This window comes from Streptomyces sp. NPDC044921, from assembly GCF_056432865.1.
In genome coordinates, this window is the sequence record NZ_JBWKIF010000012.1 from 121,995 (window position 1) to 142,365 (window position 20,371).

Sequence of the window (20,371 nt, forward strand, 5' to 3'; positions counted from 1 at the left end):
GGCACCATGTGGGCCGGCCCCGGTGGTGTCAGGGGCGGAACCGCAACACCTGCGGGTCGTGGTCGCTGATCTGGTCGTGGAACTCCGCGTTGACGTGCACGCTGTCGTACTCGAAGTCGCAGCCGCGGCGGATCGACGGGCTGATCAGGATCTGGTCGAGGACCTGGCTGTTGCCCTGGTAGACGTACGAGTAACGCTCGCCGCGGGGGAGCGACCTGATCGCCGACCAGAGCTCGCCCTTGCCCTCCAGGAGCTCGGTGGTCCGGGAGAACTCGAAGTCGTTGATGTCGCCGAGCGTGACGACGTCCGCGTTCTTCTGGGTGTCGAGGATGTCCTTGACGAAGGCGTTGACCAGGGTGGCCTGCTGGTGGCGCTGCGTCTCGGAGGAGCGGGACGGCGGCTGGTACTGCGAGGTGAGGCCCTGGTCGCCGCCCTTGGAGTTGAAGTGGTTGGCGATCACGAAGACCGTGCGGCCGCGGAAGACGAACTCGCCGGCCAGAGGCTTGCGGCTGTTCTTCCACGCCTCGTCGGCGGGGGCGATGCGGCCGGGGCTGAGGGTCAGGTGCGCCTTGCCGCGGATCTTCGTCACGCCGGTGGCCGTCGTGGCGTCACCGCCCGGGCGGTCCGTGAAGGAGACGCGCTCCGGGTTGAACAGGAACACCTGGCGGATGTTGCCGCCGGGCTCGCCGCCGTCGGTGCCGTCGGCCGGGTCGATCGAGCGCCAGTCGTAGCGCGGGCCGCCGGCCGCGACGATCGCGTCGATCAGCTTCGCCAGGGTCTGGTCGGCGGCGACCGTACCGTCGTTCTTCGCCCCGTTGTTGTCCTGGATCTCCTCCAGGGACACGATGTCCGGCGCCTGCAGGTTGTTCACGATCGCGGAGGCGTGCGCGGCGAACGTGTCGTCCGTCGGGTCGAGGTTCTCGACGTTGTAGGTGGCGACCGCCAGTTCGGAGGAGCGCTGCTTGCGGGTGGTCTCGCGCTGCCGGCCGGCGCTCTCGAGGGCGCCGAGTTCGCTCGCGACCAGGGTGTAGCCGCCGAACTGGTTGTAGTCCAGGGGCCCCTCGGTGGTGCCCGCGAGGGTGTCGCCGACGTTCGCCTTCGGGAAGGCCGCCGGCGAGCCGAGGGACTGGATCTGCAGACGGCCGGTGTTCTGGGCGTCGTAGGAGCCGTAGACCGTGCCGCCGTGGCGGGAGCGGTTCTCGTACGGCTTCACCGTCACCCAGAGTTCGGTGTACGGGTCGGTGGCGCCGACCACGCGGGTGTCGGCGACCCGGACGGTCATGCCCTCCAGGGACTCGTAGTAGTCCAGGGCGTACTTCGCCGGTTCGAGGGGGAGCGCGTTGATCGAGCCGTTCGCCGCCGGGTCGCCCGCGGGGGTGTAGGCGGCGGGGACCGAGCGTGCCGTGACGGGAGTGGCGGCGGGCAGCTCGTTGCCGCTGGACAGGACCGTGGTCGTCGGCTTGGTGATCTCCGTCAGGGCCTGGTTGCCGGAGCCGGTGCCGCCGGGGACGTACTCCGAGACCGTGCCGCTGACCTTGACGGAGTCGCCGACGGCGACGCCCTTCGGGGTGGAGCTGGTGAAGACGAAGACGCCCTCACTGGTCGCCGGGTCGGCGTCCGGGCTCGGGTCCTGGATCCAGAAGCCGCGGGAGGAGCCGTAGGTGCGCACGCCGGTGACGATTCCGGTCACGTCCGTGACCTGCTTGCCGGCGTACGGGGATATCCGGGTGCTGCCCTGGATGTCGTGGATGCGGACCGATTCCGCGTGCGCGGGGGTGGTGAGGACGATCGTGGACGCCGCGGAGCACGCGGCGGCGACGGTGAGCGCGGCGAGGCGCGCGGAGGACTTGCTCGGCAACGGGATTCCCTCCGGGGACGTGACAGGGCGCCGGGACGAGGGTGGTGCTCGGACTGTCTGCCGCTACCTGTGGGGCGGGCGGTGTGACGCGCGTAGAGACGGCGGGCGGTGTCCTGGTGGGGCAGGTCCGGTGAACAAGTGTCCGCCGATTTCTACGCGCGTCAATCTCCAGCCTGGTCCGGTCACTTGTCAAGGTTTCGGCCATGTACGGCAGTCGACGGGATGATGAAGTGGGCGGCATGGGTGGAAATCCGTCTAGGCTGAGCGGTCGAGTCACCAGTAGGCGCGCTAGGAGAAACAGCCGATGTCAGACAGCTCCCCCCTGCCGCCGGTGCGGCTGCACAGTGAAGCGGAGCTGGCGCGCGACGCGCTGTCCACACCGTTGCTGTCCCGGGCCGTCCGGCTCGCCCGCTGGGCCGGGCCGGACACCCGGGTCGACGCCGGGGGAGGGCTCGTCGACGAACAGTTGCCCGCGGCGGCCGAGGTGCTCGGGCTGAGCGGGGACGAGGCCGCCGCCGACGCCAGCGAGGCGTGGCGGGTGGCCGTGGACGCCGGGCTCGTCGAGGTCGTCGACGAGGAGGAGGGCACCGTCAGGGCGGGCGAGGACCTCGCGCTGCTCACCGGCGGCTCCCCGCAGGACGTGCTCGCCGTGTGGCTCGCGGCCCTGGAGACCGTGCTCGCCGACGCGAGCGTCCCCGACCTCGACGGGCTGCTGGACGAGGACGGCGAGGTCGACCTCTCCGCCCTCGACTGGGACCCGGAGGCCGAGGCCGAGTTCCTCGACGGTGTGCTCGGCAACCTCTACCTGCTCACCGCCGGCGAGGACGCGCCCGGCCGGGCCCCCGTGCCGCTGCCGGCGCTGGCCGCCTCGGTGATCGTGCCCGGCGACATGAGCGAGCCCACCAACGACGTCCTGGAGCAGGTCTCGGACGCGATGATGCGCCTGGACGACCAGTTCCGGATGCTGGAGCCGGTGGGCCTCGTGGAGTACCAGCCCGTCGACGAGGCGCTCATGGCCGACGCCGACGAGGAGCCAGCGGCACCCGTCGACGAGACGGACGTCTCCCGGTACGGCTTGGTCCGGCTCACCCCGCTCGGCCTGTACGGGATGCGCGCGCGGCTCCTGGAGGCCGGGTTCGAGGCGCCGGCCGTCGGGGAGCTCGCGGACAAGGGGGCCGACGCGCTGCTCGACGGCACGGCGGCGTTCCCGCCGGCCGCGGCGCAGGCCGAGACCGAGCAGTGGCTCCGGCGGCGCGAACCGCTCGCGGCGGCGCGGGAGCTGCTGGCGGCGGCGCGGGGTTCCGACGCCGGGGCTCCGCTGCGACGGCTGCGGTGCCAGCAGGCGCTGTCGCTGGTGGGCGCTTCGGCCGAGCCGGCGCTGCGCGAGGTGCTGGACGACGCCGAACTGGGCGGGCTCGCCCGGGTGTGGCTGACCGAGCACGGGGCGGCGGACGTGCCCGCGCCGTCCGAGGCGATGGTGTACTGGCTGACCATCGACACGGTGGCCGCGCAGCTCGCCGCGGAGGGGAACTCCGAGGAGCTGCGGGCGCTGGTCGAGGGGCTCGCGCACCAGCACAGCGGGTTCTTCACGGCGGTGTGGCGGGTCGACCATCCCGCGACCGCCGATGTGCTGGAGGCGATGGGGCGGTTGCACCCCGACAAGAAGGTGGCGAAGGAAGCGCGGAAGGCGGCGTTCAAGGCCCGGTCGCAGCAAGGGGGCTGAGGTCGCCGGACGGCGGGTCGCGCTAGCGCCGTGGCCGGGCGCGGCCCAGCGGAACCGGACCGCGAGGTACAGCAGCTGGGCAGACGGCGTCGCCGTACGAGGCCCGCCACCCTCCGCGGCAAAGAATCCGAGCCGCCGCCGACTTGATCTCGGGAGGCGCGGCACGGGGTGGGTGCCCGGTGCGAAGGCAACGGTTACTTCCTTGGATCGGACGGTTGCGGGTTCGAATCCCGTCGGCGACTCCGGGTCGCCGTAGCTCAATGGGTAGAGCATCTGAATGAATCCGTCGCCGGCTTCTGTCCTCGGGCACCCACCTTTTTCCTGCCGTGTCCCGCTCGAATACCGAAGGAATGCGGGGGAATTCCCATGGCGCGATTCAACGGCAAGGCGGCGCGGGCCCGCCCCGTCTCCCGGGTGACGTCCACGGGGCGTGCGCTGCGGACGTACGAGGGCGGCCGGGGCCGGGAGCGGGACGCCCGCTCGGAGCTGTTCCTGCTCGCCGTGAGCAACTTCGTCTCCCAGCGGACCTTCTACGAGTCCGGCGCCGACCGCGACGACCGGTTCCGCCGGCTCGTGCGGCAGCTCGCCGTCCGGGACCCGGAGTGGACGGCCGGCCTGCTCGGCTGGCTGCGCGGCGCGGGCAACCTGCGTACCGCCTCGGTCGTCGGCGCCGCCGAGTACGTCAAGGCCCGCCTGGAGGCCGGCGCGACCGGCGGCCCGTCGAACCGGCAGGTCGTCGACTCCGTGCTGCGGCGTCCCGACGAGCCCGGCGAGCTGCTCGCCTACTGGACCGCGACCCACGGCCGCACCGTGCCCAAGCCCGTCAAGCGCGGCATCGCCGACGCCGTGCGCCGCCTCTACCACGGCAAGGCGCTGCTGAAGTACGACACCGCCTCCAAGGGCTACCGCTTCGGCGACATCCTCAACCTGGTGCACGCGGCGCCCGATCCGGACAAGCCGTGGCAGGGCGAGCTGTTCCGGTACGCGCTCGACCGGCGGCACCACCCGGACACCGCCGTGCCGCCCGCCTCCAGCCGCACCCTCACCGCGCACCGCGCGCTCATGGCCCTGCCCGTGGAGGAGCGGCGCGCACTCGTGACCTCCGAGGGCGCGGCCGAGCGGCTGGCCGAGGCGGGGATGACGTGGGAGGCGCTGGCGGGCTGGCTGCAGGGCCCGATGGACAAGGCGGCCTGGGAGGCCGTCATCCCGTCCATGGGCACCATGGCGCTGCTGCGCAACCTGCGGAACTTCGACGAGGCCGGGGTGTCCGACGAGGTCGCCGAGCGGGTCGCCGCGCGGATCAGCGACCCGGCGGAGGTCGCGCGCTCACGGCAGTTCCCCTTCCGCTACCTGGCCGCACACCAGCACGCCCCCTCGCTGCGCTGGTCGTACGCCCTGGAGCGGGCGCTCGGCCACTCGCTGGCCAACGTGCCCGCGCTGCCCGGCCGGACCCTGGTGCTCGTGGACCGCTCGGGCTCGATGTTCTGGTCGCGGCTGTCCGACCGCTCCGAGCTCAACCAGGCCGACGCGGCGGCGGTCTTCGGCACGGCGCTCGCGCTGCGGGCCGAGCACGCCGACCTGGTCGAGTTCGGCACGACGAGCGACCGCGTGCGCTTCCGCACGGGCGAGTCCGTGCTCCGGGTCCTCGACCGCTTCCACAGCCTCGGCGGCACCGACACCACGGAGGCGGTACGCCGGCACTACGGCAAGCACGACCGGGTGCTGATCGTCACCGACGAGCAGTACACGCACCACCACCTGGGCGACCCCACCGAGCAGGTCCCGTCCGACGTGCCGGTCTACACCTGGAACCTCGCCGGGTACCGGGCGGGCCACGGCCCGTCGGGCACGGGGAACCGGCACACGTTCGGGGGACTGTCGGACGCGGCCTTCCGGATGGTGCCGCTGATCGAGGCCTCCCGGGACGCCGACTGGCCCTGGGCGGCCTGAGAGCCGCGGCCCGCCCCGGGCGGGGAGTGCGGGCCGCGGACACGCCCGGCCCTTGTTGAAGGCTGCACTGACATCTAACATGTCAGTTCATGGACGCCATCCGGCCCGTGCCCCGCACCCTGCTCAGGGACCGGGCGTACACGGCCCTCCGGGACGCCATCGTGGCCGGGGAGATCGAGCCCGGCGCGGTGGTGCGCGACGCCGACCTCGCCGAGCGGCTCGGGCTGTCCCGGGCGCCGGTCCGGGAGGCGTTCTCCCGGCTCGTGGACGAAGGGCTGCTGGAGAGCAAGCCGCAGAGCTACACCCGCGTGACCCCGCTCGTGGCCGCCGACGTCCGGGACGTCGCCGCCGTGGTGGGCGCCATGCACGAACTGGTGACCCGCGTCGCCGTGCCCCGGCTCGCCGACGCGGACCTCGCGGCGATGCGCGCCGCCAACGAGCGGTTCGCCGCGGCCGTGCGAGCCGGTGACGTGGACGCCGCCCTGCGCGCCGACGACGACCTGCACGAGGTCCTCGTCCGGGCCAGCGGCAACCGCGCGGCGGCCGCGACCGTAGCCCGCTACACCCCGCTCATCCGCCGTCTGGAGCGGCGCCGCTTCGGCGAGGGCGGCAGCTGCCGCTCGCCCGGACTGCACGAGCGGCTGATCGACGCCTGCGCCTCCGGCGACGCGGCCGAGGCGGTCCGCGTCACGGCGGAGATCTGGCGGGGCCTCGAAGAGCTCGCCGACTGAGGCGGACCGACACCGACCCGGAGGGACCCATGCCCCTTTCCTCGTACGAGCGTTACCCCCTGCTCTTCGGGCCCTCGCCCGTCCACCCGCTGGAGCGCCTCACCGCGCACCTCGGCGGCGCCTCCCTGTGGGCGAAGCGGGAGGACTGCAACTCCGGCATCGCGTACGGCGGGAACAAGACGCGCAAGCTGGAGTACCTGGTCGCCGACGCGCTCGCCCAGGGCTGCGACACGCTCGTCTCGATCGGCGGCGTGCAGTCCAACCACACCCGTCAGGTCGCCGCCGTCGCCGCCCGGGCCGGACTCAAGTGCGTGCTCGTGCAGGAGAGCTGGGTGGACTGGCCGGACGCCGTGTACGACAAGGTCGGCAACATCCTGGTCAGCCGTCTCGCCGGGGCCGATGTCCGGCTGGTCGGGGCCGGGTTCGGGATCGGGTTCAAGGAGAGCTGGGAGCGGGCCCTCGCCGAGGTCGAGGAGTCGGGCGGCAAGCCCTACGCCATCCCGGCCGGGGCCTCCGACCATCCGCTCGGCGGTCTCGGCTTCGCCGCCTGGGCGTACGAGGTGGTGGACCAGGAGCGGGCACTCGGCGTCTTCTTCGACACCGTCGTGGTGTGCTCGGTGACCGGTTCGACCCAGGCCGGCATGGTCGCCGGGTTCGCCGCCCTGGAGGAGGCGGGCGGGCGGCCCCGGCGCGTGCTCGGCGTCGACGCCTCCGCTAAGCCGGCCGCCACCCGGGCCCAGATCGCCCGTATCGCCCATCGCACCGGGCAACTCATCGGCGTCAAGCGGGAGTTGACCGAGACGGACGTGGAGCTGGACGAGCGGTACCACGCGGGCACGTACGGCGTCCCCGACGAGACGACCCTGGAGGCCATGCGCCTGGCGGCCCGCACCGAGGGGATGGTCACCGACCCCGTCTACGAGGGCAAGTCGATGGCCGCGCTGATCGACCTGGTGTCCCGCGGCGAGATCGGCCGGGACTCCACGGTGCTCTACGCCCACCTGGGCGGGCAGCCCGCGCTGAACGCGTACAGCGCGCTGTTCTAGGCCCGTCCGCGCAGGCGGCCGGTGCGGACCCGGCCCTGGTGACCCCTTCGCCGGGGGTACTCCTTCGTCAGGAGTAGCCCTTCGTCCCGTCCAGCAGCTCGCGCACGATGTCCGCGTGGCCGGCGTGCCGTCCGGTCTCCTCGACGAGGTGGATGAGCATCCAGCGGAGGTTGGCCTTGCCGGAGGCGTACCCCCGGTGGCGGCCGACGTCGTCCAGGGACGCCGCGGCCACGATCTCGTCGCTGCGGGCGCACTGGGCCTCGTAGTCGGCGAGCACCTGCCGCAACGTGACGGAGCCGGTGCGCCAGTCGGCGTCCTCGTCGGTCTCGTCGAAGGACGGGTTCTGCGACTCGTCCCCGCCGAGGAACAGCACCTCCAGCCAGGTGTGCTCGACCCACCGCATGTGGCTGACGAGCCCGGCCATCGTCATCGCCGGGGAGGTCGGGACGACGGACCGGTGCGCGTCGGCCTCGCCGAGCCCCTCGCACTTCCAGCGCAGGATCCGCCGTTGCAGGTCCAGCCATCCCATGAGCGCGGTGCGCTCGTCGGCCTGGAAGGGGGGACGTTCGAGAGAAGGGGTCATGTCAGCGGACGGTAGCGGGCCCCGCCCAGGGCTGTCGCCGCGTTTTCCGCGGCCCGCGCGGCACCGGCCGGCCATCCGGGAATCAACCGGCCGGCCGGCGGGTTGTCAGCCGTTACCCGACGTCAGCGAGGAGCCGCCATGACCGACGAACCAGCCGTCCGGGAACTGCGCCTGGTCGTGACCGCCGACGACTACGACGCCGCCCTGCACTTCTACCGGGACGTGCTCGGGCTGCCCGAGCGCGGCGCCTTCGCCTCCGAGGGCGGGCGGGTGACCATCCTGGAGGCCGGGCGGGCCACCCTGGAGCTGACGGATCCGCACCACGCCGCGTACATCGACGAGGTCGAGGTGGGGCGGCGGGTGGCCGGGCACATCCGGGTCGCCTTCCAGGTGGACGACTCCGCCGCCACCACGGCCGAGCTGGCCGCGGCCGGTGCCGAGGTCGTCGCCGAGCCGACCCGCACCCCCTGGAACTCCCTGAACTCCCGGCTCGAAGCCCCGGGCGCGCTGCAGCTGACGCTGTTCACCGAGCTCGGCGACTGAAGCGCCCGGGGCCGTCGCGCCGGTGCCGCCGCGGCCGGGGGCCCGCCCGTCCGCCCCTGCCGGGCCGCCTCCGGTGCCGGATAGGGTGCTGGGCGTGTGGACGGACAAGCAGCGTGCGGAGCCGGGGGCCGGGCGGCCCGGCGGCGCGGGGCGCCGGGCCACGATCCACGACGTCGCACGGCTGGCCGGAGTGTCACGCCAGACGGTCTCCCGGGCGGTCAACGACAAGGGTGAGATCGACCCGGCCACCAAGGAGCGGGTCCTGGAGGCGGCGCGGCTCCTGGACTACCGGCCGAGCCGGTTCGCGCGCGGGCTCGTCCAGAAGGGCGCGGTCACGGCCGGCCTGGTCATCCCCGACCTGCGCAACCCCTTCTTCCCCGAGGTCGCCGCCGGGGTGCTGGAGGCCGCCGAGCAGCGCGGCTGGCAGGTCGTGGTCTGGGACTCGCGGATCGACGGGGCACGGGAACGGCAGGCGCTCGACGTCCTCTCCCACCAGGCGGACGCGGTCGTGGGCTACTTCAGGGACCCCGACGACGTGCTCACCCGGCACCTCGGGGGCGTCCCGCTGGTGCTGCTGGAGCGCGGCCCGCACCAGACCAGGTTCGCGGCCGTCGGCATCGACGCCGCCGCCGGAGTCGAACAGGGCATGCGCCACCTGCACCGGCAGGGCCACCGCAGGATCGGCATGCTCGACGGCACGCACGGCCCCGGACCCCGCCGGGAGGCCTTCCTCGAGCAGGCCCGCCGGCTCGGCCTGCCCGTCGACGCGGACTGGGTCGTCACGTGCTCCGAGCACAGCGTGACGGGCGGCGAGGCCGGTATGGAGCGGCTGCTGCGGGCGCACCCCGACGTCACGGCCGTCTTCGGCTTCAACGACATGATCGCCCTCGGCGCGATGCGGACCGCCCGCCGCCACGGGCGCCGGGTGCCGGACCAGGTGGCCGTGCTGGGCTTCGACGGCCTCTCCCTGGGCGAGCTGGTGGAACCCGCCCTGACCACCCTGCACATCGACAAACGGCAGCTGGGCCGGCTGGCCGTGGAGCAGGTGGCCCGGCTGCGGGCGGGCGAGGAGCCCCTGCGAGGCCGGGACGCCTGGGTGACGCCCGAGCTCGTGGTGCGCGGGTCCGCCTGAGCACCCGTCCGGTGGATCCGGACGCGCGGTGGCTCCGTGTCGGTAGGGTGCGCGGAGAGTCCCCGGTTCGTGAGGAGTGGCCGCGTGCCGCAGGTCAGGCCCATGCGGGCGGATGCCCGGCGTAACTACGAGCGGTTGCTGCGGGTGGCGGCGGAGGCCTTCGCCGAGCACGGGGAAGGCGCGTCGCTCGACGACATCGCCAAGCGGGCCGGGGTCGGCTCGGGGACGCTGTACCGGCACTTCCCGACGCGGCACGCCCTGCTGGAGGCCGCGTACCTGGACCGGATCGAGGCGCTCGCGGCCCGGGCCGGCGCGCTCGCGTCCGAACTGCCGCCGGGCGAGGCGCTGCTGGAGTGGCTCCACGAACTCGGCACCGGGATGATCCGCATGCGCGGCCTGAAGGCACTCCTCGGCCCGGCCGTCACCGAGGGCGACCCGGCGGCGGCCACGGCCTGCGGCGACTCGGTGAGGAGCGCGGCGGGGCGGCTGGTCCGGGCGGCACAGGACGAGGGCACACTGCGGCGGGACGTGGAACCGGCGGACGTGCTCAGGCTGGCCCACGGGCTGGCGACGGCGTCGGAACTGGCCGACGGGGAGGGGCGGCACATCCGGCGGTACCTGGCGCTGCTGACGGAGGGGTTGCGGCCGCGGGCGCGCTGACGCCGCCACGTGGCGCGCGCGGGCCGGACGCCACCACGTGCCGCGCGCGGGCCGGGCGCCGCCGTGCCGCGGACGTCGGACGCCCCCGAGCGGGGGCGTCCGAGACGGCGGTCGTGGCGCGCGGCGCTACAGGGCCTGCGCCGCCGGCTTCACCATGCCCCTCACCGTGCGGGACTTGACGAAGTCGCCCATCGCCGTCATGTCCCACTCGCCGGAGAACTGGCGGATCAGCTTGGCCATCATCACGCCGGTCTGCGGCTCGGCGCTGGTGAGGTCGAAGCGGACCAGCTCCTCGCCGGTCGTGCCGTCCAGGAGGCGGCAGTACGCCTTGGCGACCTCCGTGAACTTCTGGCCGGAGAAGGAGTTGACCGTGAAGACCAGGCCCGTGACCTCCTGGGGCAGCCGGCCGAGGTCGACCGTGATGACCTCGTCGTCACCGCCGCCCTCGCCCGTGAGGTTGTCGCCGGAGTGCCGGATCGCGCCGCCGATGATCTGCAGCTTGCCGAAGTAGCAGCTGTCGATGTGGTTGCGCTGCGGTCCGTAGGCGATGACCGAGGCGTCCAGGTCGATGTCCTTGCCGTGGTACGCGGGCTCCCAGCCGAGGCCCATCTTGACCTGGGAGAGCAGGGGGCGGCCGCCCTTGATCAGGGAGACGGTCTGGTTCTTCTGGAGGCTGACACGGCCCTTGTCGAGGTTGATCTTCCCGGGGCCGGCGGCGGGCGGCGGGGGCGTGGCCGGGGCGGCCGGGGGTGCGGCGGGCGAGGTGACGGGCGGGGCCGGCGGCTGCACGGGGGCCGCGGACGGCTGCGGCGGGGTCATCGGCTGGGCCGGGGCGGCGGCCGGCTCCTCCACCGTCACACCGAAGTCCGTGGCGATGCCCGCCAGGCCGTTGGCGTAGCCCTGGCCGACCGCGCGGGCCTTCCACTGGCCGTTGCGCAGGTAGATCTCCACGATCACCAGGGCCGTCTCGCTGCCGAGCTGCGGGGGCGTGAACGTGGCCAGGACGGAGCCGTCGTCCGCGTTGCGGATGGTGGCCGTCGGTTCGATGCCCTGGAAGGTCTGGCCCGCGGCGTCCGGGCTCGCCGTCACGGCGATCTTCTCGATGCCCGGGGGAAGGGCCGAGGTGTCGACCGTGATCGCGTCGGGCGCGGTGCCGCCGCCCGAGCGGTAGGTCACGCCCGGGCCCGACGGCTGGTTGTAGAAGATGAAGTCGTCGTCGGAGCGCACCTTGCCGTCGGCGGTGAGCAGCAGGCCCGATACGTCCAGCCGCACCGGGGCGGCGACGTCCACCGTCACGCGGGCGGCGGACAGGGGGATGTTCGAGCCGGGGGTCATAGCTGTCATGCCGGGTGAACGAGCGAGGCGGTTTTGCCGTTCCCTTACCTTGCGGCCAATCGGGTCAGCGGCGGTTGCGCGGGTGGTCCCGGGCGGTGCGCTCGTTGCCCCGCTTGTAGTTCCCGGTCCAGCGGGCCATGACGAGCTGCGGGTCGCAGGCCCCGACCTCGGCGAGGAACCGTGCGGCACGCGCGCCGTTCAGGGTGGTGGCGGGCCGACCGTGGTGGCTGATGCGGACGGCTCCGCCGGTGTGCCGCTCGTAGGTGAATCCGTGGGGTCGTGGCATGCCGCGAGCGTACGGGGGGGCGGGGGCGGGCGGCCCACCGGTTTCGCCCGCCCCCGCCCGCGGCGGTCCGCCGCCCTACGGCACGACCACGATCTTGCGGCCGATCCCCGCCGCGAACTGTTCCAGCGCCTCGGGGTACCGCTCCAGCGGGATGCGGTCGCTGATGAAGACCTCCGGGTCGAGCACGCCGTTCGCGAAGAGCTCCGCCGCCCGCTCGAAGCTGTGCAGCACGGCCATCGAGCCGGTGATGGTGATCTCCTGGTTGTAGATGCGGTACGGGTCGATCGTCACGCGGGTCGCGTAGTCGGCGACGCCGAACTGCAGGAACGTGCCGGCCTTCGCCACCCGGTCCAGGCCGTCCTGGATCGCCGCCGCGTTGCCCGTGGCGTCGACGACCAGGTCCCAGCCCTGCGGGCGGTCGAGTTCGTCCGGGCTGGCCGCCGAGGCCGAGACGCCGAGGCGGCGGGCCGTCTCCAGGCGGGCCGGGTTCACGTCGACGACGTCCACGCTCGCCGCGCCGGTGCGCTTGGCCAGTTCCAGCATCATCAGGCCCATCGTGCCGGAGCCGTAGATCAGCACGTGCGCGCCGAGGCGGGACTGCAGGACGTCGTAGCCGCGTACCGCACAGGACAGTGGCTCCACGAGCGCCGCGTCCTGGGTGCGGACGTGCTCCGGCAGCTTCACGCAGTTCGCCACCGGGGCGAGGGCGTACTTCGCCGCGCCCCCGGCCGTCGTCACGCCGATCGCCGCCCAGCGCTCGCACAGGTTGTTGTGGCCCGTGCGGCAGTAGCGGCACTCGTGGCAGTACAGGGACGGGTCGACGGCGACCCGGTCACCGACCGCCACCTCCGTGACCTGGGTGCCGACGCCGACGACCTCGCCCGCGAACTCGTGTCCGGGCACGATGGGCAGCTTGGGGGCGAACTCGCCCTGGAGGATGTGCAGATCGGTGCCGCACAGGCCGCAGGCCGCGACCTCGACGACGACCTCGCGCGGCCCCGGCACCGGGTCCGGGACCTCGGTGACGACGGCCCGGCCCACGGACTCGATGACGGCGGCCTTCATTTCACGGCTCCCAACGACAGGCCCTGGACCAGCTTGTCCTGGGCGGCGAACCCCGCGGCGAGCACCGGCAGGGAGATGACGAGCGACGCGGCGCACACCTTGGCCAGGAACAGGCCCTGGCTGGTGATGAAGCCGGTCAGGAAGACGGGGGCGGTCTCGGCGACCACGCCCGTCAGCACCCGGGCGAAGAGCAGTTCGTTCCAGCTGAAGATGAAGCAGATCAGGGACGTGGCGGCGATGCCCGGCAGGGCGATCGGGGCCACCACCCGCGCCAGGACCGTCGGCAGCCGGGCCCCGTCCACCCGGGCCGCCTCGATCACGGCGACCGGGATCTCGGCGAGGAAGGACTGCATCATCCACACCGCGATCGGCAGGTTCATGGAGGTGTAGAGGACGACCAGCAGCCAGATGTTGTCGAGCAGCCCGGCGTTCTTGGCGAACAGGTAGATGGGCAGCAGGCCCGCCACGACCGGCAGCATCTTCGTGGAGAGGAAGAAGAACAGCACGTCCGTCCACTTGCGGACGCGGTTGATGGACAGCGCGTAGGCGGCCGGGAACGCCAGCAGGAGGACGAGGAGCGTCGACGCCACGGACGCGACCGTCGAGTTGATCAGGGCCGGCCAGGGGCTCGCGCCGCCGCCCGCGCCGAAGAACTCGCGGTAGCCGTCCAGGGTCAGCGCGGCCGCGAAGGACGGCGGGTTGGTCGCCGCGTCCGCCTCCGAGTGGAAGGACGTCAGCGCCATCCACGCGATGGGCAGGAAGAACGCGATGCCGAGCAGCCAGGCCAGCAGGCCCAGGCCCGCCCCCCTGCCACGGGCACGGCGGGCACGCGGTGCGGTCGTGCTCATGCGCGGGACACCTCCTCGCGGAACAGGGACGACACCACGCGCAGGGCGAAGGTCGCGATGACGATCGAACCGATGACGACCAGGACGCCCGCGGCCGAGGCGAGGCCGTTCTCGTGGGCCTGGTAGAAGCTCTGGTAGACGGTGTAGGGGAGGTTGGCGGTGCCGAGGCCGCCGGACGTGATCGTGAAGACCGCGTCGAAGTTCTGCACGATGTAGATCGAGCCCAGCAGGGCGCCGAGTTCGAGGTAGCGGCGCAGGTGCGGCAGGGTCAGGTGGACGAAGATCTGCCAGTCGCTCGCCCCGTCGACCCGGGCCGCCTCGATCTGTTCGTGGTCGCGGCTCTGCAGTCCGGCGAGCAGGATCAGCATCATGAACGGCGTCCACTGCCAGATGAGGGAGGCCTCGACGGCCAGCAGCGGGGTGTTCGAGATCCAGTCGGGCTGCGGGCCGCCCACATAGTGCAGCAACCCGTTGAACAGGCCGTATTCAGGGTTGTAGAGCACATGCTTCCAGAGCAGGGCCGCCGCGACCGGCACCACCAGGAAGGGCGCGATCAGCAGGGTGCGCACGATGCCCCGGCCGCGGAACCTGCGGTCCAGCAGCAGCGCCAGGACGAGGCCCAGCACCAGGCTGGCCAGCACCACCGTGGCCGTCAGCAGCGCGGTCGTCCACACCGAGTGGCGCAGGTCCGCGTCGCTGAGGACCTCCTGGTAGTTGTCGAGGCCGGTGAAGTGCCGGGCGTCGGGGTAGAGGCTGTTCCAGTCGAAGAAGGAGATCACCAGCGTCGCCACGAAGGGCAGCTGGGTGACGACGATCATGAAGATCAGGGCGGGGAGGAGCGGGGCCCGGGTCGCCCAGGCGCGCAGCCGGGCGGAGGGGCGGCGAACCGGGGTGTCCGTCCCGGGAGCGGCCACGGGGGCCGTGGTCGTGGCGGTCATCGTCCCTCGTACTCCTCGGAGATCTTCTCGGCGAGCGCCTGGGACTTGCGCAGGGCCGACGCGACGGACTGGCGTCCGGCGATGGCCGCGCTGATCTCCTGGGAGACCTCGGTGCCCAGGTCGGTGAACTCGGGGATGCCGACGAACTGGATGCCGGGCGCGGGCCGCGGCTGCACGCCGGGATCGTCGGGCCGGGCCTGCTCGATGGCCTCCTTGGTCATCTCCTGGAAGGCGCCGGCCTCCTTGCGGTAGTCGGGGTTGGCGTAGGTCGAGGCCCGCTTGCCGGCCGGGACGTTGGACCAGCCGATCTCGTCGCCGACCAGTTGCTCGTATTCCTTGCCGGAGGCCCAGGAGACGAACTTCCAGGCGTCGTCCGGGTTGCGGGAGGCCTTCTGGATGCCCCAGGCCCAGGTGTAGAGCCAGCCGGAGGACTCGGTCCTCTCGACGGGGGCCGGGGCGTAGCCGACCTTGCCCTTGACGGGTGAGCCGTCCGCCTCCAGGGAGCCGGCCGCGGAGGTGGCGTCGTACCACATGGCGACCTTGCCCTGCGTCATGTTGTTCAGGCACTCGGCGAAGCCGGACTGGGCGGCGCCGGACTCGCCGTGCTCGCGCACCAGGTCGACGTAGAACTTCGTCGCCTTCTCGAACTCCGGGGAGTCGAGCCGCGCCTTCCAGTCCTTGTCGAACCAGGTGCCGCCGAAGGTGTTCACGACGGTGGTCAGGGGGGCCATGACCTCACCCCAGCCGGGCAGGCCGCGCAGGCAGATGCCCTTCATGCCGGGCTCGGCCCCGTCCGCCTTCGCCGCCAGGTCCGCCACCTGCCGCCAGGTGGGGCGGGCGGGCATCGTCAGGCCCTCCTTCTCGAACACGTCCTTGCGGTACATCAGGAACGACGACTCGCCGTAGAAGGGCTGGCCGTAGAGCCTGCCGTCCTCCGCGGTGAGGGACTGGCGCATCGGCTTGAGGATGTCCTGCTCGTCGTAGGCCGGGTCCTTGGCCACGTAGCCGTTCATCTCGCGCAGCCAGCCGTTGCGGGCGTAGATCGGTATCTCGTAGTTGGACAGCGTGGCGACGTCGTACTGGCCGGCCTGGTTGGCGAAGTCCTGGCTGATCTTGTCGCGGACGTCGTTCTCGGGCAGGACGGTGAAGTTGACCTCGATGCCCGTCTCCTTGGTGAAGTGGGCGCGGGTCAGCTTCTGCAGCTCGACCATCTGCGGGTTGTTGACCATCAGGACGTTGATGGCGTCGCCGCCTGATCCGGCCCCGCCCGCCCCGACCCAGCAGCCGGAGAGCAGCGGGGCGAGCAGCGTCCCTGCGGCGGCCGTGGCGAGCGTGGCTCGCGGGGGCCGCCGTCGGCTCTGGGTTCGCATGGATCGCTCCTGGGATGAATGGGGATATAAGGGGCAGCACGGGGCGTGGCTGCGCCCGGTGGGGGAGGAGGGGGGTGGGTCAGACGCGGACGACCTGCGGCCCGAGCAGCGAGTAGCGGTGGGCCTCGGCCGCCGGCAGCAGGGTGCTCGTCACGATCGTCTCCAGGGTGCCGACCTCGGCGAACCGGCAGAAGCTGACCGCTCCGAACTTGGTGTGCACGCCCGCGAACACGGTGCGCCGGGCGGCGCGGATCGCCTGGGCCTTGACCTCGCTGACGGCCGGGTCGGGGGTGGTGAGGCCGTGCTCGCGGGAGATGCCGTTGGCGCCGATGTACGCGAGGTCGACGACGAAGCCGGCCAGCATCTTCGTCGTCCAGTGGTCGACGGTGGCGAGGGTGCCGGAGCGAACCCGTCCGCCGAGCAGCAGCACGGACACGCTGTCGGACCCGGCGAGGGCGCCGGCGACCGGCAGGGACGCGGTGACCACGGTCAGCGGCCGGTCCCGGGGGAGTGCCTCGGCGATGAGCTGCGGGGTGTAGCCCTCGTCGACGAAGACGGTCTCGGCGTCCCCGAGCAGCTCGGCGGCCGCGGCGGCGATCCGGCGCTTCTCGGGGACGTGGCTGGTGGCGCGGAAGGCGAGCGTCGTCTCGAACCCGGCGCTCTCCACGGGGTAGGCGCCGCCATGGGTGCGGCGGAGCAGACCGTGGTCCTCCAGGACCCGCAGGTCCCGCCGTACCGTCTCCTTGGCCACGCCCAGTTCGGCGGCGAGGACGGTGACGTCGACCGAGCCGTCACGCCGTGCGGCCAGCACGATCTCGCGCTGGCGTTCTTCCGCGGTCCTGTTCACGGCCGTCACCCGCCTTCCTGCCGCACTGCCCGTTCGGACCCTCGGTGGGTCACGGAGGAAGTTCTACAGCCGGTGCGGCGCGGTGGCCAGGTCTGTTGCGGGCGGGATCCTGCCCGTGTGTGCCCGTTCGGTCTTGGGGACGTGCGACGGGTCGCCGTGAGCGGCGAGGGCGTCGTGCCTGGTCGCGGGGGATCCGGCGCGGTGTGCGGGGCCGTCCGGCCGCGTCCGGGCCGTGCCCGTATGCCCGAGCGGGCAGGCCCGTTCTGTGCCCGCCCGCCCGGGTGCGCCGTCTGTTTCCGGTCAGTACGGCCAGATCGGCGGGTCCGTCACGAAGTGGCCGCCGAGGTAGGCGTGCGCCTCGTTCTCCGGGTCCAGCTCGCCCTGCTCGGCGATGAGCTTCCCGGCCCAGGGCTCGGAGTCGTCCTGCGGCTCGTAGCCGAGTGCCCGGGCGGAGGTGAGGTCCCACCACAGGCGCGTGTTGGCGGAGGAGCCGTGGACGACGGTGTGGCCGACGTGCTCGGCGGTCAGCGCCGCGTGGAAGAGCCGGGCGCCGTCGGCCGGGCTCATCCACACCGAGAGCATGCGCACGCTGGTCGGCTCGGGGAAGCAGGAGCCGATCCGCACCGACACCGTCTCCAGGCCGTGCTTGTCCCAGTAGAGCTGTGCCAGGTCCTCACCGAAGCACTTGGACAGGCCGTAGAAGGTGTCCGGGCGGCGCGGGGTGTCGACCGGGATCAGGGGGTCGTCGCCCCGGGGGCGCGGGGTGTAGCCGACGGCGTGGTTGGAGGAGGCGAAGACGATCCGGCGGACGCCCTCCTCGCGGGCGGCCTCGTAGAGGTGGTAGGTGCCCTCGATGTTCGCCTTGAGGATCTTCTCGAAGGGGGCTTCCAGGGAGATGCCCGCGAGGTGGATGATCGCGTCGACGCCCCGGACCGCCTCGCGCACGGCGTCCCGGTCGGCCAGATCGGCGGTGATCGCGTCGGGTGCGCCCTCGACCGGACGCAGGTCGAGCAGGCGCAGGTCGTAGCCGTAGTCCGGGAGCAGGTCCCGCATCAGGGTGCCGAGGCCGCCGGCGGCGCCGGTGAGCAGGACGGTGCGGGGAGCGGGCATCCTCGGTTCTCCTTGAATCGCCGATCGTGCACATGGGCGCACGGCATTCATAAGCGTGGACACGCTATGAAGCGGGGGCGGAGCCCGTCAAGGGGGCGGCGGAAGCGTGGAATCCGCTGGTGTGACGCGGATGGACGCGCTTGACCGACGCCGAGGGGTCGCTTTAGCGTGGCCTTGTTCAGAAATATAAACGGTAATCAAGAATATGGAACCGGGAGAGCTCGTGACGTCAGCCCCTCTCGCCGCTCGACTCGACATCCCCAGCGGGCCGCTGTTCTTCCCGGTCACCGCCTACGGCCCCGACGGCTCCGTGGACCTCGACACCTACCGCACCCACGTGCGCGACGGCGTGTCCGCCGGGGCCGCCGCCGTGTTCGCCTGCTGCGGCACCGGCGAGTTCCACGCGCTCACCCCCGAGGAGTTCGAGGCCTGCGTACGGGCCGCCGTCGAGGCGGCCGGGGGACGCGTCCCGGTCGTCGCGGGCGCCGGGTACGGCACCGCGCTCGCCGTGCGCTACGCCCGCCTCGCGGAGGCGGCCGGGGCCGACGGCCTGCTCGCGCTGCCGCCGTACCTCGTCGTCGCCGCGCAGGAGGGGCTGCTGCGGCACTACCGGGAGGTGGCCGCCGCGACCGGCCTGCCGGTCATCGTCTACCAGCGGGACAACGCCGTCTTCACCCCGCCGACCGTGGTCGAACTGGCCCGCACGGACGGCATCATCGGGCTGAAGGACGGGCTCGGCGACCTCGACCTCCTGCAGCGGATCGTCAGCGCGGTCCGTACCGAGGCACCCGGCGACTTCCTCTACTTCAACGGTCTGCCGACCGCCGAGCAGACCCAGCTCGCCTACCGCGCCCTGGGCGTCACGCTCTACTCCTCCGCCGTGTTCTGCTTCGCGCCCGAGATCGCCCTGGCCTTCCACCGGGCGCTGCGCACCGGCGACGACGGCCTGGTGCACAGGCTGCTGGACGGCTTCTACCGCCCGTTCGCCGAGCTGCGCGCCCGGGGCCGCGGCTACGCCGTCGCGCTCGTCAAGGCCGGCGTACGGCTGCGCGGGCTCGACGTGGGCGAGGTGCGGCCCCCGCTGCACGAACCGGCCGGGGACGATGTGAAGCGGCTCGCCGAACTGATCGAACGCGGCTACGCGCTGCTGGAGGAGGCCAAGTGAAGGCGTCGGCATTCGTCTACCCCTGGGACGTCAACGGGGACCCGGAGGCGCCCGCGCGGATCGCCGCGCTCGGCGTGGCGCAGGTGACGCTCGCCGCCGCCTACCACTCCACCCGGGCACTGACACCGCGCCATCCGCGCCACCGCGTCGTCACCGCCGAGCACGCCGCCGTGCTGTACCCGGCGGACGACCGCTGGGACGGGCGGGAGCTGCGCCCCTACGCGGCCGGCGACTGGGCGCCGGGCGACGCCTTCGGGGAGGCCGCCGCCGCGCTCGCCGAGACCGGCCTGGAGGTGCACACCTGGGTCGTCCTCGCCCACAACTCCCGCCTGGGCGCCGAGCACCCGCACACCTCGGTCCGCAACGCCTACGGCGACCGCTACCCCTGGGCCCCCTGCATCGCTCAGCCCGCCACGCGCGCGTACCTGACCGACCTCGCGGCGGAGGCGGCCGTCCGGCCCGGGGCGCGCGGCACCGAGCTGGAATCCCTCGGCTGGTACGGGCTGCAGCACCTGCACGCCCACGACAAGACCGGCGGGGTCGGCCTCGGGGACGCCGGGCAGTACCTGATGGCGCTCTGCTTCTGCCCGTCCTGCCGGGAGGGCTACGGGCGCTACGGCCTGGACGCCGACGAGCTGGCGGCCGCGGTGCGCGCCGCGCTGGAGCCGGTGTGGCGCGGGGCGCCCTCCGACGGCGGCTGGCCGGGCGTCGAGAAGCTCCTCGGCGAGGCGCTCGCGCGGACCACGCGCGCGTACCGCGACGAGACCGCCCGCGCGCTCCAGGAGGAGACCGTCGCGGCCGTGCGGGCGGCGGCGCCCGAGGGCTTCCAGGTGCTGCTGCACGCGGACCCGGTGTCGTACCACGTCGGCGCCAACCCCGGGGTCGACCCCGCGCACATCCTGTCCGTCGCCGACGGCGTGGTGGTGCCCTGCGCGGGCGGCACCGGCACGCTCACGCCGTTCGCGCGGCAGGGCGGGGCGGGCGCCGTCCTCGCCGCCAACTTCACCGTCGTCTCCGGCATGGGCGGCAGCCCCGGCACCCTCGCCGCCGACGCGGCCGAGGCACGGCGGCTCGGCGCCACGGAACTGCGGCTGTACCACGCGGGCCTCGCCTCCGACAGCGACCTGGACACGGTCCGCACCGCCCTCGCGGAGTTGTGAGACGGGCGCCGTCAGTTGTCG

19 protein-coding genes are annotated in these 20,371 nt (G+C 73.0%); 9 read left to right on the top strand and 10 right to left on the bottom strand.

What is annotated here, in order from left to right; genetic code table 11:
- Positions 1-28: 28 nt before the first annotated feature.
- Complete coding sequence (locus AC07DA_RS20365) at positions 29-1,858, bottom strand: endonuclease/exonuclease/phosphatase family protein (protein WP_479129567.1); 1,830 nt, start codon at positions 1,856-1,858, stop codon at positions 29-31.
- Between the two features lie 304 nt (positions 1,859-2,162).
- On the opposite strand from AC07DA_RS20365, the gene AC07DA_RS20370 reads away from it, so the two are divergent.
- The 4 genes from AC07DA_RS20370 (at position 2,163) to AC07DA_RS20385 (ending at position 7,308) form a co-directional block, all read left to right on the top strand.
- Positions 2,163-3,581 carry a hypothetical protein gene (locus tag AC07DA_RS20370; protein ID WP_479129568.1) on the top strand — a complete coding sequence of 473 codons (1,419 nt, stop codon included), beginning with the start codon at positions 2,163-2,165 and terminating at the stop codon, positions 3,579-3,581.
- A 366-nt stretch (positions 3,582-3,947) separates the two neighbouring features.
- Positions 3,948-5,531 (top strand): vWA domain-containing protein, encoded by a 1,584-nt coding sequence (locus AC07DA_RS20375; protein WP_479129569.1) that lies wholly within the window; start codon positions 3,948-3,950, stop codon positions 5,529-5,531.
- 89 nt (positions 5,532-5,620) lie between these two features.
- Complete coding sequence (locus tag AC07DA_RS20380) at positions 5,621-6,262, top strand: GntR family transcriptional regulator (protein ID WP_479129570.1); 642 nt, start codon at positions 5,621-5,623, stop codon at positions 6,260-6,262.
- A gap of 29 nt (positions 6,263-6,291) precedes the next feature.
- Positions 6,292-7,308 (top strand): 1-aminocyclopropane-1-carboxylate deaminase, encoded by a 1,017-nt coding sequence (locus tag AC07DA_RS20385; protein ID WP_479129571.1) that lies wholly within the window; start codon positions 6,292-6,294, stop codon positions 7,306-7,308.
- Between the two features lie 67 nt (positions 7,309-7,375).
- Here AC07DA_RS20385 and AC07DA_RS20390 read toward each other — a convergent pair whose 3' ends face one another.
- On the bottom strand, positions 7,376-7,891 hold the full coding sequence (locus AC07DA_RS20390; RefSeq protein ID WP_479129572.1) for a DinB family protein: 516 nt from the start codon (positions 7,889-7,891) through the stop codon (positions 7,376-7,378).
- A gap of 138 nt (positions 7,892-8,029) precedes the next feature.
- Here AC07DA_RS20390 and AC07DA_RS20395 point away from each other — a divergent pair, with 138 nt between their 5' ends.
- The 3 genes from AC07DA_RS20395 (at position 8,030) to AC07DA_RS20405 (ending at position 10,226) form a co-directional block, all read left to right on the top strand.
- Positions 8,030-8,434, top strand: a complete 405-nt coding sequence (locus AC07DA_RS20395) for a VOC family protein (RefSeq protein WP_479129573.1) — start codon at positions 8,030-8,032, stop codon at positions 8,432-8,434.
- Between the two features lie 94 nt (positions 8,435-8,528).
- Entirely contained in the window at positions 8,529-9,566 is a 1,038-nt protein-coding gene (locus AC07DA_RS20400; protein WP_479129574.1) for a LacI family DNA-binding transcriptional regulator, read from the top strand.
- A gap of 84 nt (positions 9,567-9,650) precedes the next feature.
- Positions 9,651-10,226, top strand: coding sequence for a TetR/AcrR family transcriptional regulator (locus tag AC07DA_RS20405; RefSeq protein WP_479129575.1), 576 nt, complete (start codon positions 9,651-9,653; stop codon positions 10,224-10,226).
- A gap of 126 nt (positions 10,227-10,352) precedes the next feature.
- On the opposite strand, the gene AC07DA_RS20410 is transcribed toward AC07DA_RS20405, so the two are convergent.
- From AC07DA_RS20410 to AC07DA_RS20445, 8 genes are all read right to left on the bottom strand, one after another.
- Positions 10,353-11,561, bottom strand: a complete 1,209-nt coding sequence (locus AC07DA_RS20410; RefSeq protein ID WP_479129690.1) for a TerD family protein — start codon at positions 11,559-11,561, stop codon at positions 10,353-10,355.
- A gap of 64 nt (positions 11,562-11,625) precedes the next feature.
- A complete protein-coding gene (locus AC07DA_RS20415) occupies positions 11,626-11,847 on the bottom strand; it encodes a hypothetical protein (RefSeq protein WP_479129576.1) in 222 nt (73 codons plus the stop codon).
- 75 nt (positions 11,848-11,922) lie between these two features.
- Complete coding sequence (locus tag AC07DA_RS20420) at positions 11,923-12,912, bottom strand: zinc-dependent alcohol dehydrogenase family protein (RefSeq protein WP_479129577.1); 990 nt, start codon at positions 12,910-12,912, stop codon at positions 11,923-11,925.
- Positions 12,909-13,760 carry a carbohydrate ABC transporter permease gene (locus AC07DA_RS20425; RefSeq protein WP_479129578.1) on the bottom strand — a complete coding sequence of 284 codons (852 nt, stop codon included), beginning with the start codon at positions 13,758-13,760 and terminating at the stop codon, positions 12,909-12,911. Before AC07DA_RS20425 ends, AC07DA_RS20420 begins: the two co-directional genes overlap by 4 nt.
- Complete coding sequence (locus tag AC07DA_RS20430; RefSeq protein WP_479129579.1) at positions 13,757-14,698, bottom strand: carbohydrate ABC transporter permease; 942 nt, start codon at positions 14,696-14,698, stop codon at positions 13,757-13,759. The genes AC07DA_RS20425 and AC07DA_RS20430 overlap by 4 nt, the downstream gene beginning before the upstream one ends.
- Complete coding sequence (locus AC07DA_RS20435) at positions 14,695-16,068, bottom strand: ABC transporter substrate-binding protein (RefSeq protein WP_479129580.1); 1,374 nt, start codon at positions 16,066-16,068, stop codon at positions 14,695-14,697. Before AC07DA_RS20435 ends, AC07DA_RS20430 begins: the two co-directional genes overlap by 4 nt.
- Before the next feature lie 79 nt (positions 16,069-16,147).
- A complete protein-coding gene (locus AC07DA_RS20440) occupies positions 16,148-16,915 on the bottom strand; it encodes a DeoR/GlpR family DNA-binding transcription regulator (RefSeq protein WP_479129581.1) in 768 nt (255 codons plus the stop codon).
- 300 nt (positions 16,916-17,215) lie between these two features.
- Entirely contained in the window at positions 17,216-18,025 is an 810-nt protein-coding gene (locus tag AC07DA_RS20445; protein WP_479129582.1) for an NAD-dependent epimerase/dehydratase family protein, read from the bottom strand.
- A 223-nt stretch (positions 18,026-18,248) separates the two neighbouring features.
- Here AC07DA_RS20445 and AC07DA_RS20450 point away from each other — a divergent pair, with 223 nt between their 5' ends.
- The gene (locus AC07DA_RS20450; protein WP_479129583.1) at positions 18,249-19,190 is read left to right on the top strand and encodes a 5-dehydro-4-deoxyglucarate dehydratase; all 942 of its coding nucleotides are present in this window, start codon (positions 18,249-18,251) and stop codon (positions 19,188-19,190) included.
- On the top strand, positions 19,187-20,350 hold the full coding sequence (locus AC07DA_RS20455) for a hypothetical protein (RefSeq protein WP_479129584.1): 1,164 nt from the start codon (positions 19,187-19,189) through the stop codon (positions 20,348-20,350). The genes AC07DA_RS20450 and AC07DA_RS20455 overlap by 4 nt, the downstream gene beginning before the upstream one ends.
- Positions 20,351-20,371: the final 21 nt, after the last annotated feature.

Coding starts and splice junctions, on each gene's coding strand:
- AC07DA_RS20370 (WP_479129568.1), top strand. CDS start 2,163: ATGTCAGACAGCTCCCCCCTGCCGCCGGTGCGGCTGCACAGTGAAGCG.
- AC07DA_RS20445 (WP_479129582.1), bottom strand. CDS start 18,025: ATGCCCGCTCCCCGCACCGTCCTGCTCACCGGCGCCGCCGGCGGCCTC.
- AC07DA_RS20395 (WP_479129573.1), top strand. CDS start 8,030: ATGACCGACGAACCAGCCGTCCGGGAACTGCGCCTGGTCGTGACCGCC.
- AC07DA_RS20435 (WP_479129580.1), bottom strand. CDS start 16,068: ATGCGAACCCAGAGCCGACGGCGGCCCCCGCGAGCCACGCTCGCCACG.
- AC07DA_RS20385 (WP_479129571.1), top strand. CDS start 6,292: ATGCCCCTTTCCTCGTACGAGCGTTACCCCCTGCTCTTCGGGCCCTCG.
- AC07DA_RS20430 (WP_479129579.1), bottom strand. CDS start 14,698: ATGACCGCCACGACCACGGCCCCCGTGGCCGCTCCCGGGACGGACACC.
- AC07DA_RS20415 (WP_479129576.1), bottom strand. CDS start 11,847: ATGCCACGACCCCACGGATTCACCTACGAGCGGCACACCGGCGGAGCC.
- AC07DA_RS20410 (WP_479129690.1), bottom strand. CDS start 11,561: ATGACCCCCGGCTCGAACATCCCCCTGTCCGCCGCCCGCGTGACGGTG.
- AC07DA_RS20425 (WP_479129578.1), bottom strand. CDS start 13,760: ATGAGCACGACCGCACCGCGTGCCCGCCGTGCCCGTGGCAGGGGGGCG.
- AC07DA_RS20375 (WP_479129569.1), top strand. CDS start 3,948: ATGGCGCGATTCAACGGCAAGGCGGCGCGGGCCCGCCCCGTCTCCCGG.
- AC07DA_RS20420 (WP_479129577.1), bottom strand. CDS start 12,912: ATGAAGGCCGCCGTCATCGAGTCCGTGGGCCGGGCCGTCGTCACCGAG.
- AC07DA_RS20390 (WP_479129572.1), bottom strand. CDS start 7,891: ATGACCCCTTCTCTCGAACGTCCCCCCTTCCAGGCCGACGAGCGCACC.
- AC07DA_RS20380 (WP_479129570.1), top strand. CDS start 5,621: ATGGACGCCATCCGGCCCGTGCCCCGCACCCTGCTCAGGGACCGGGCG.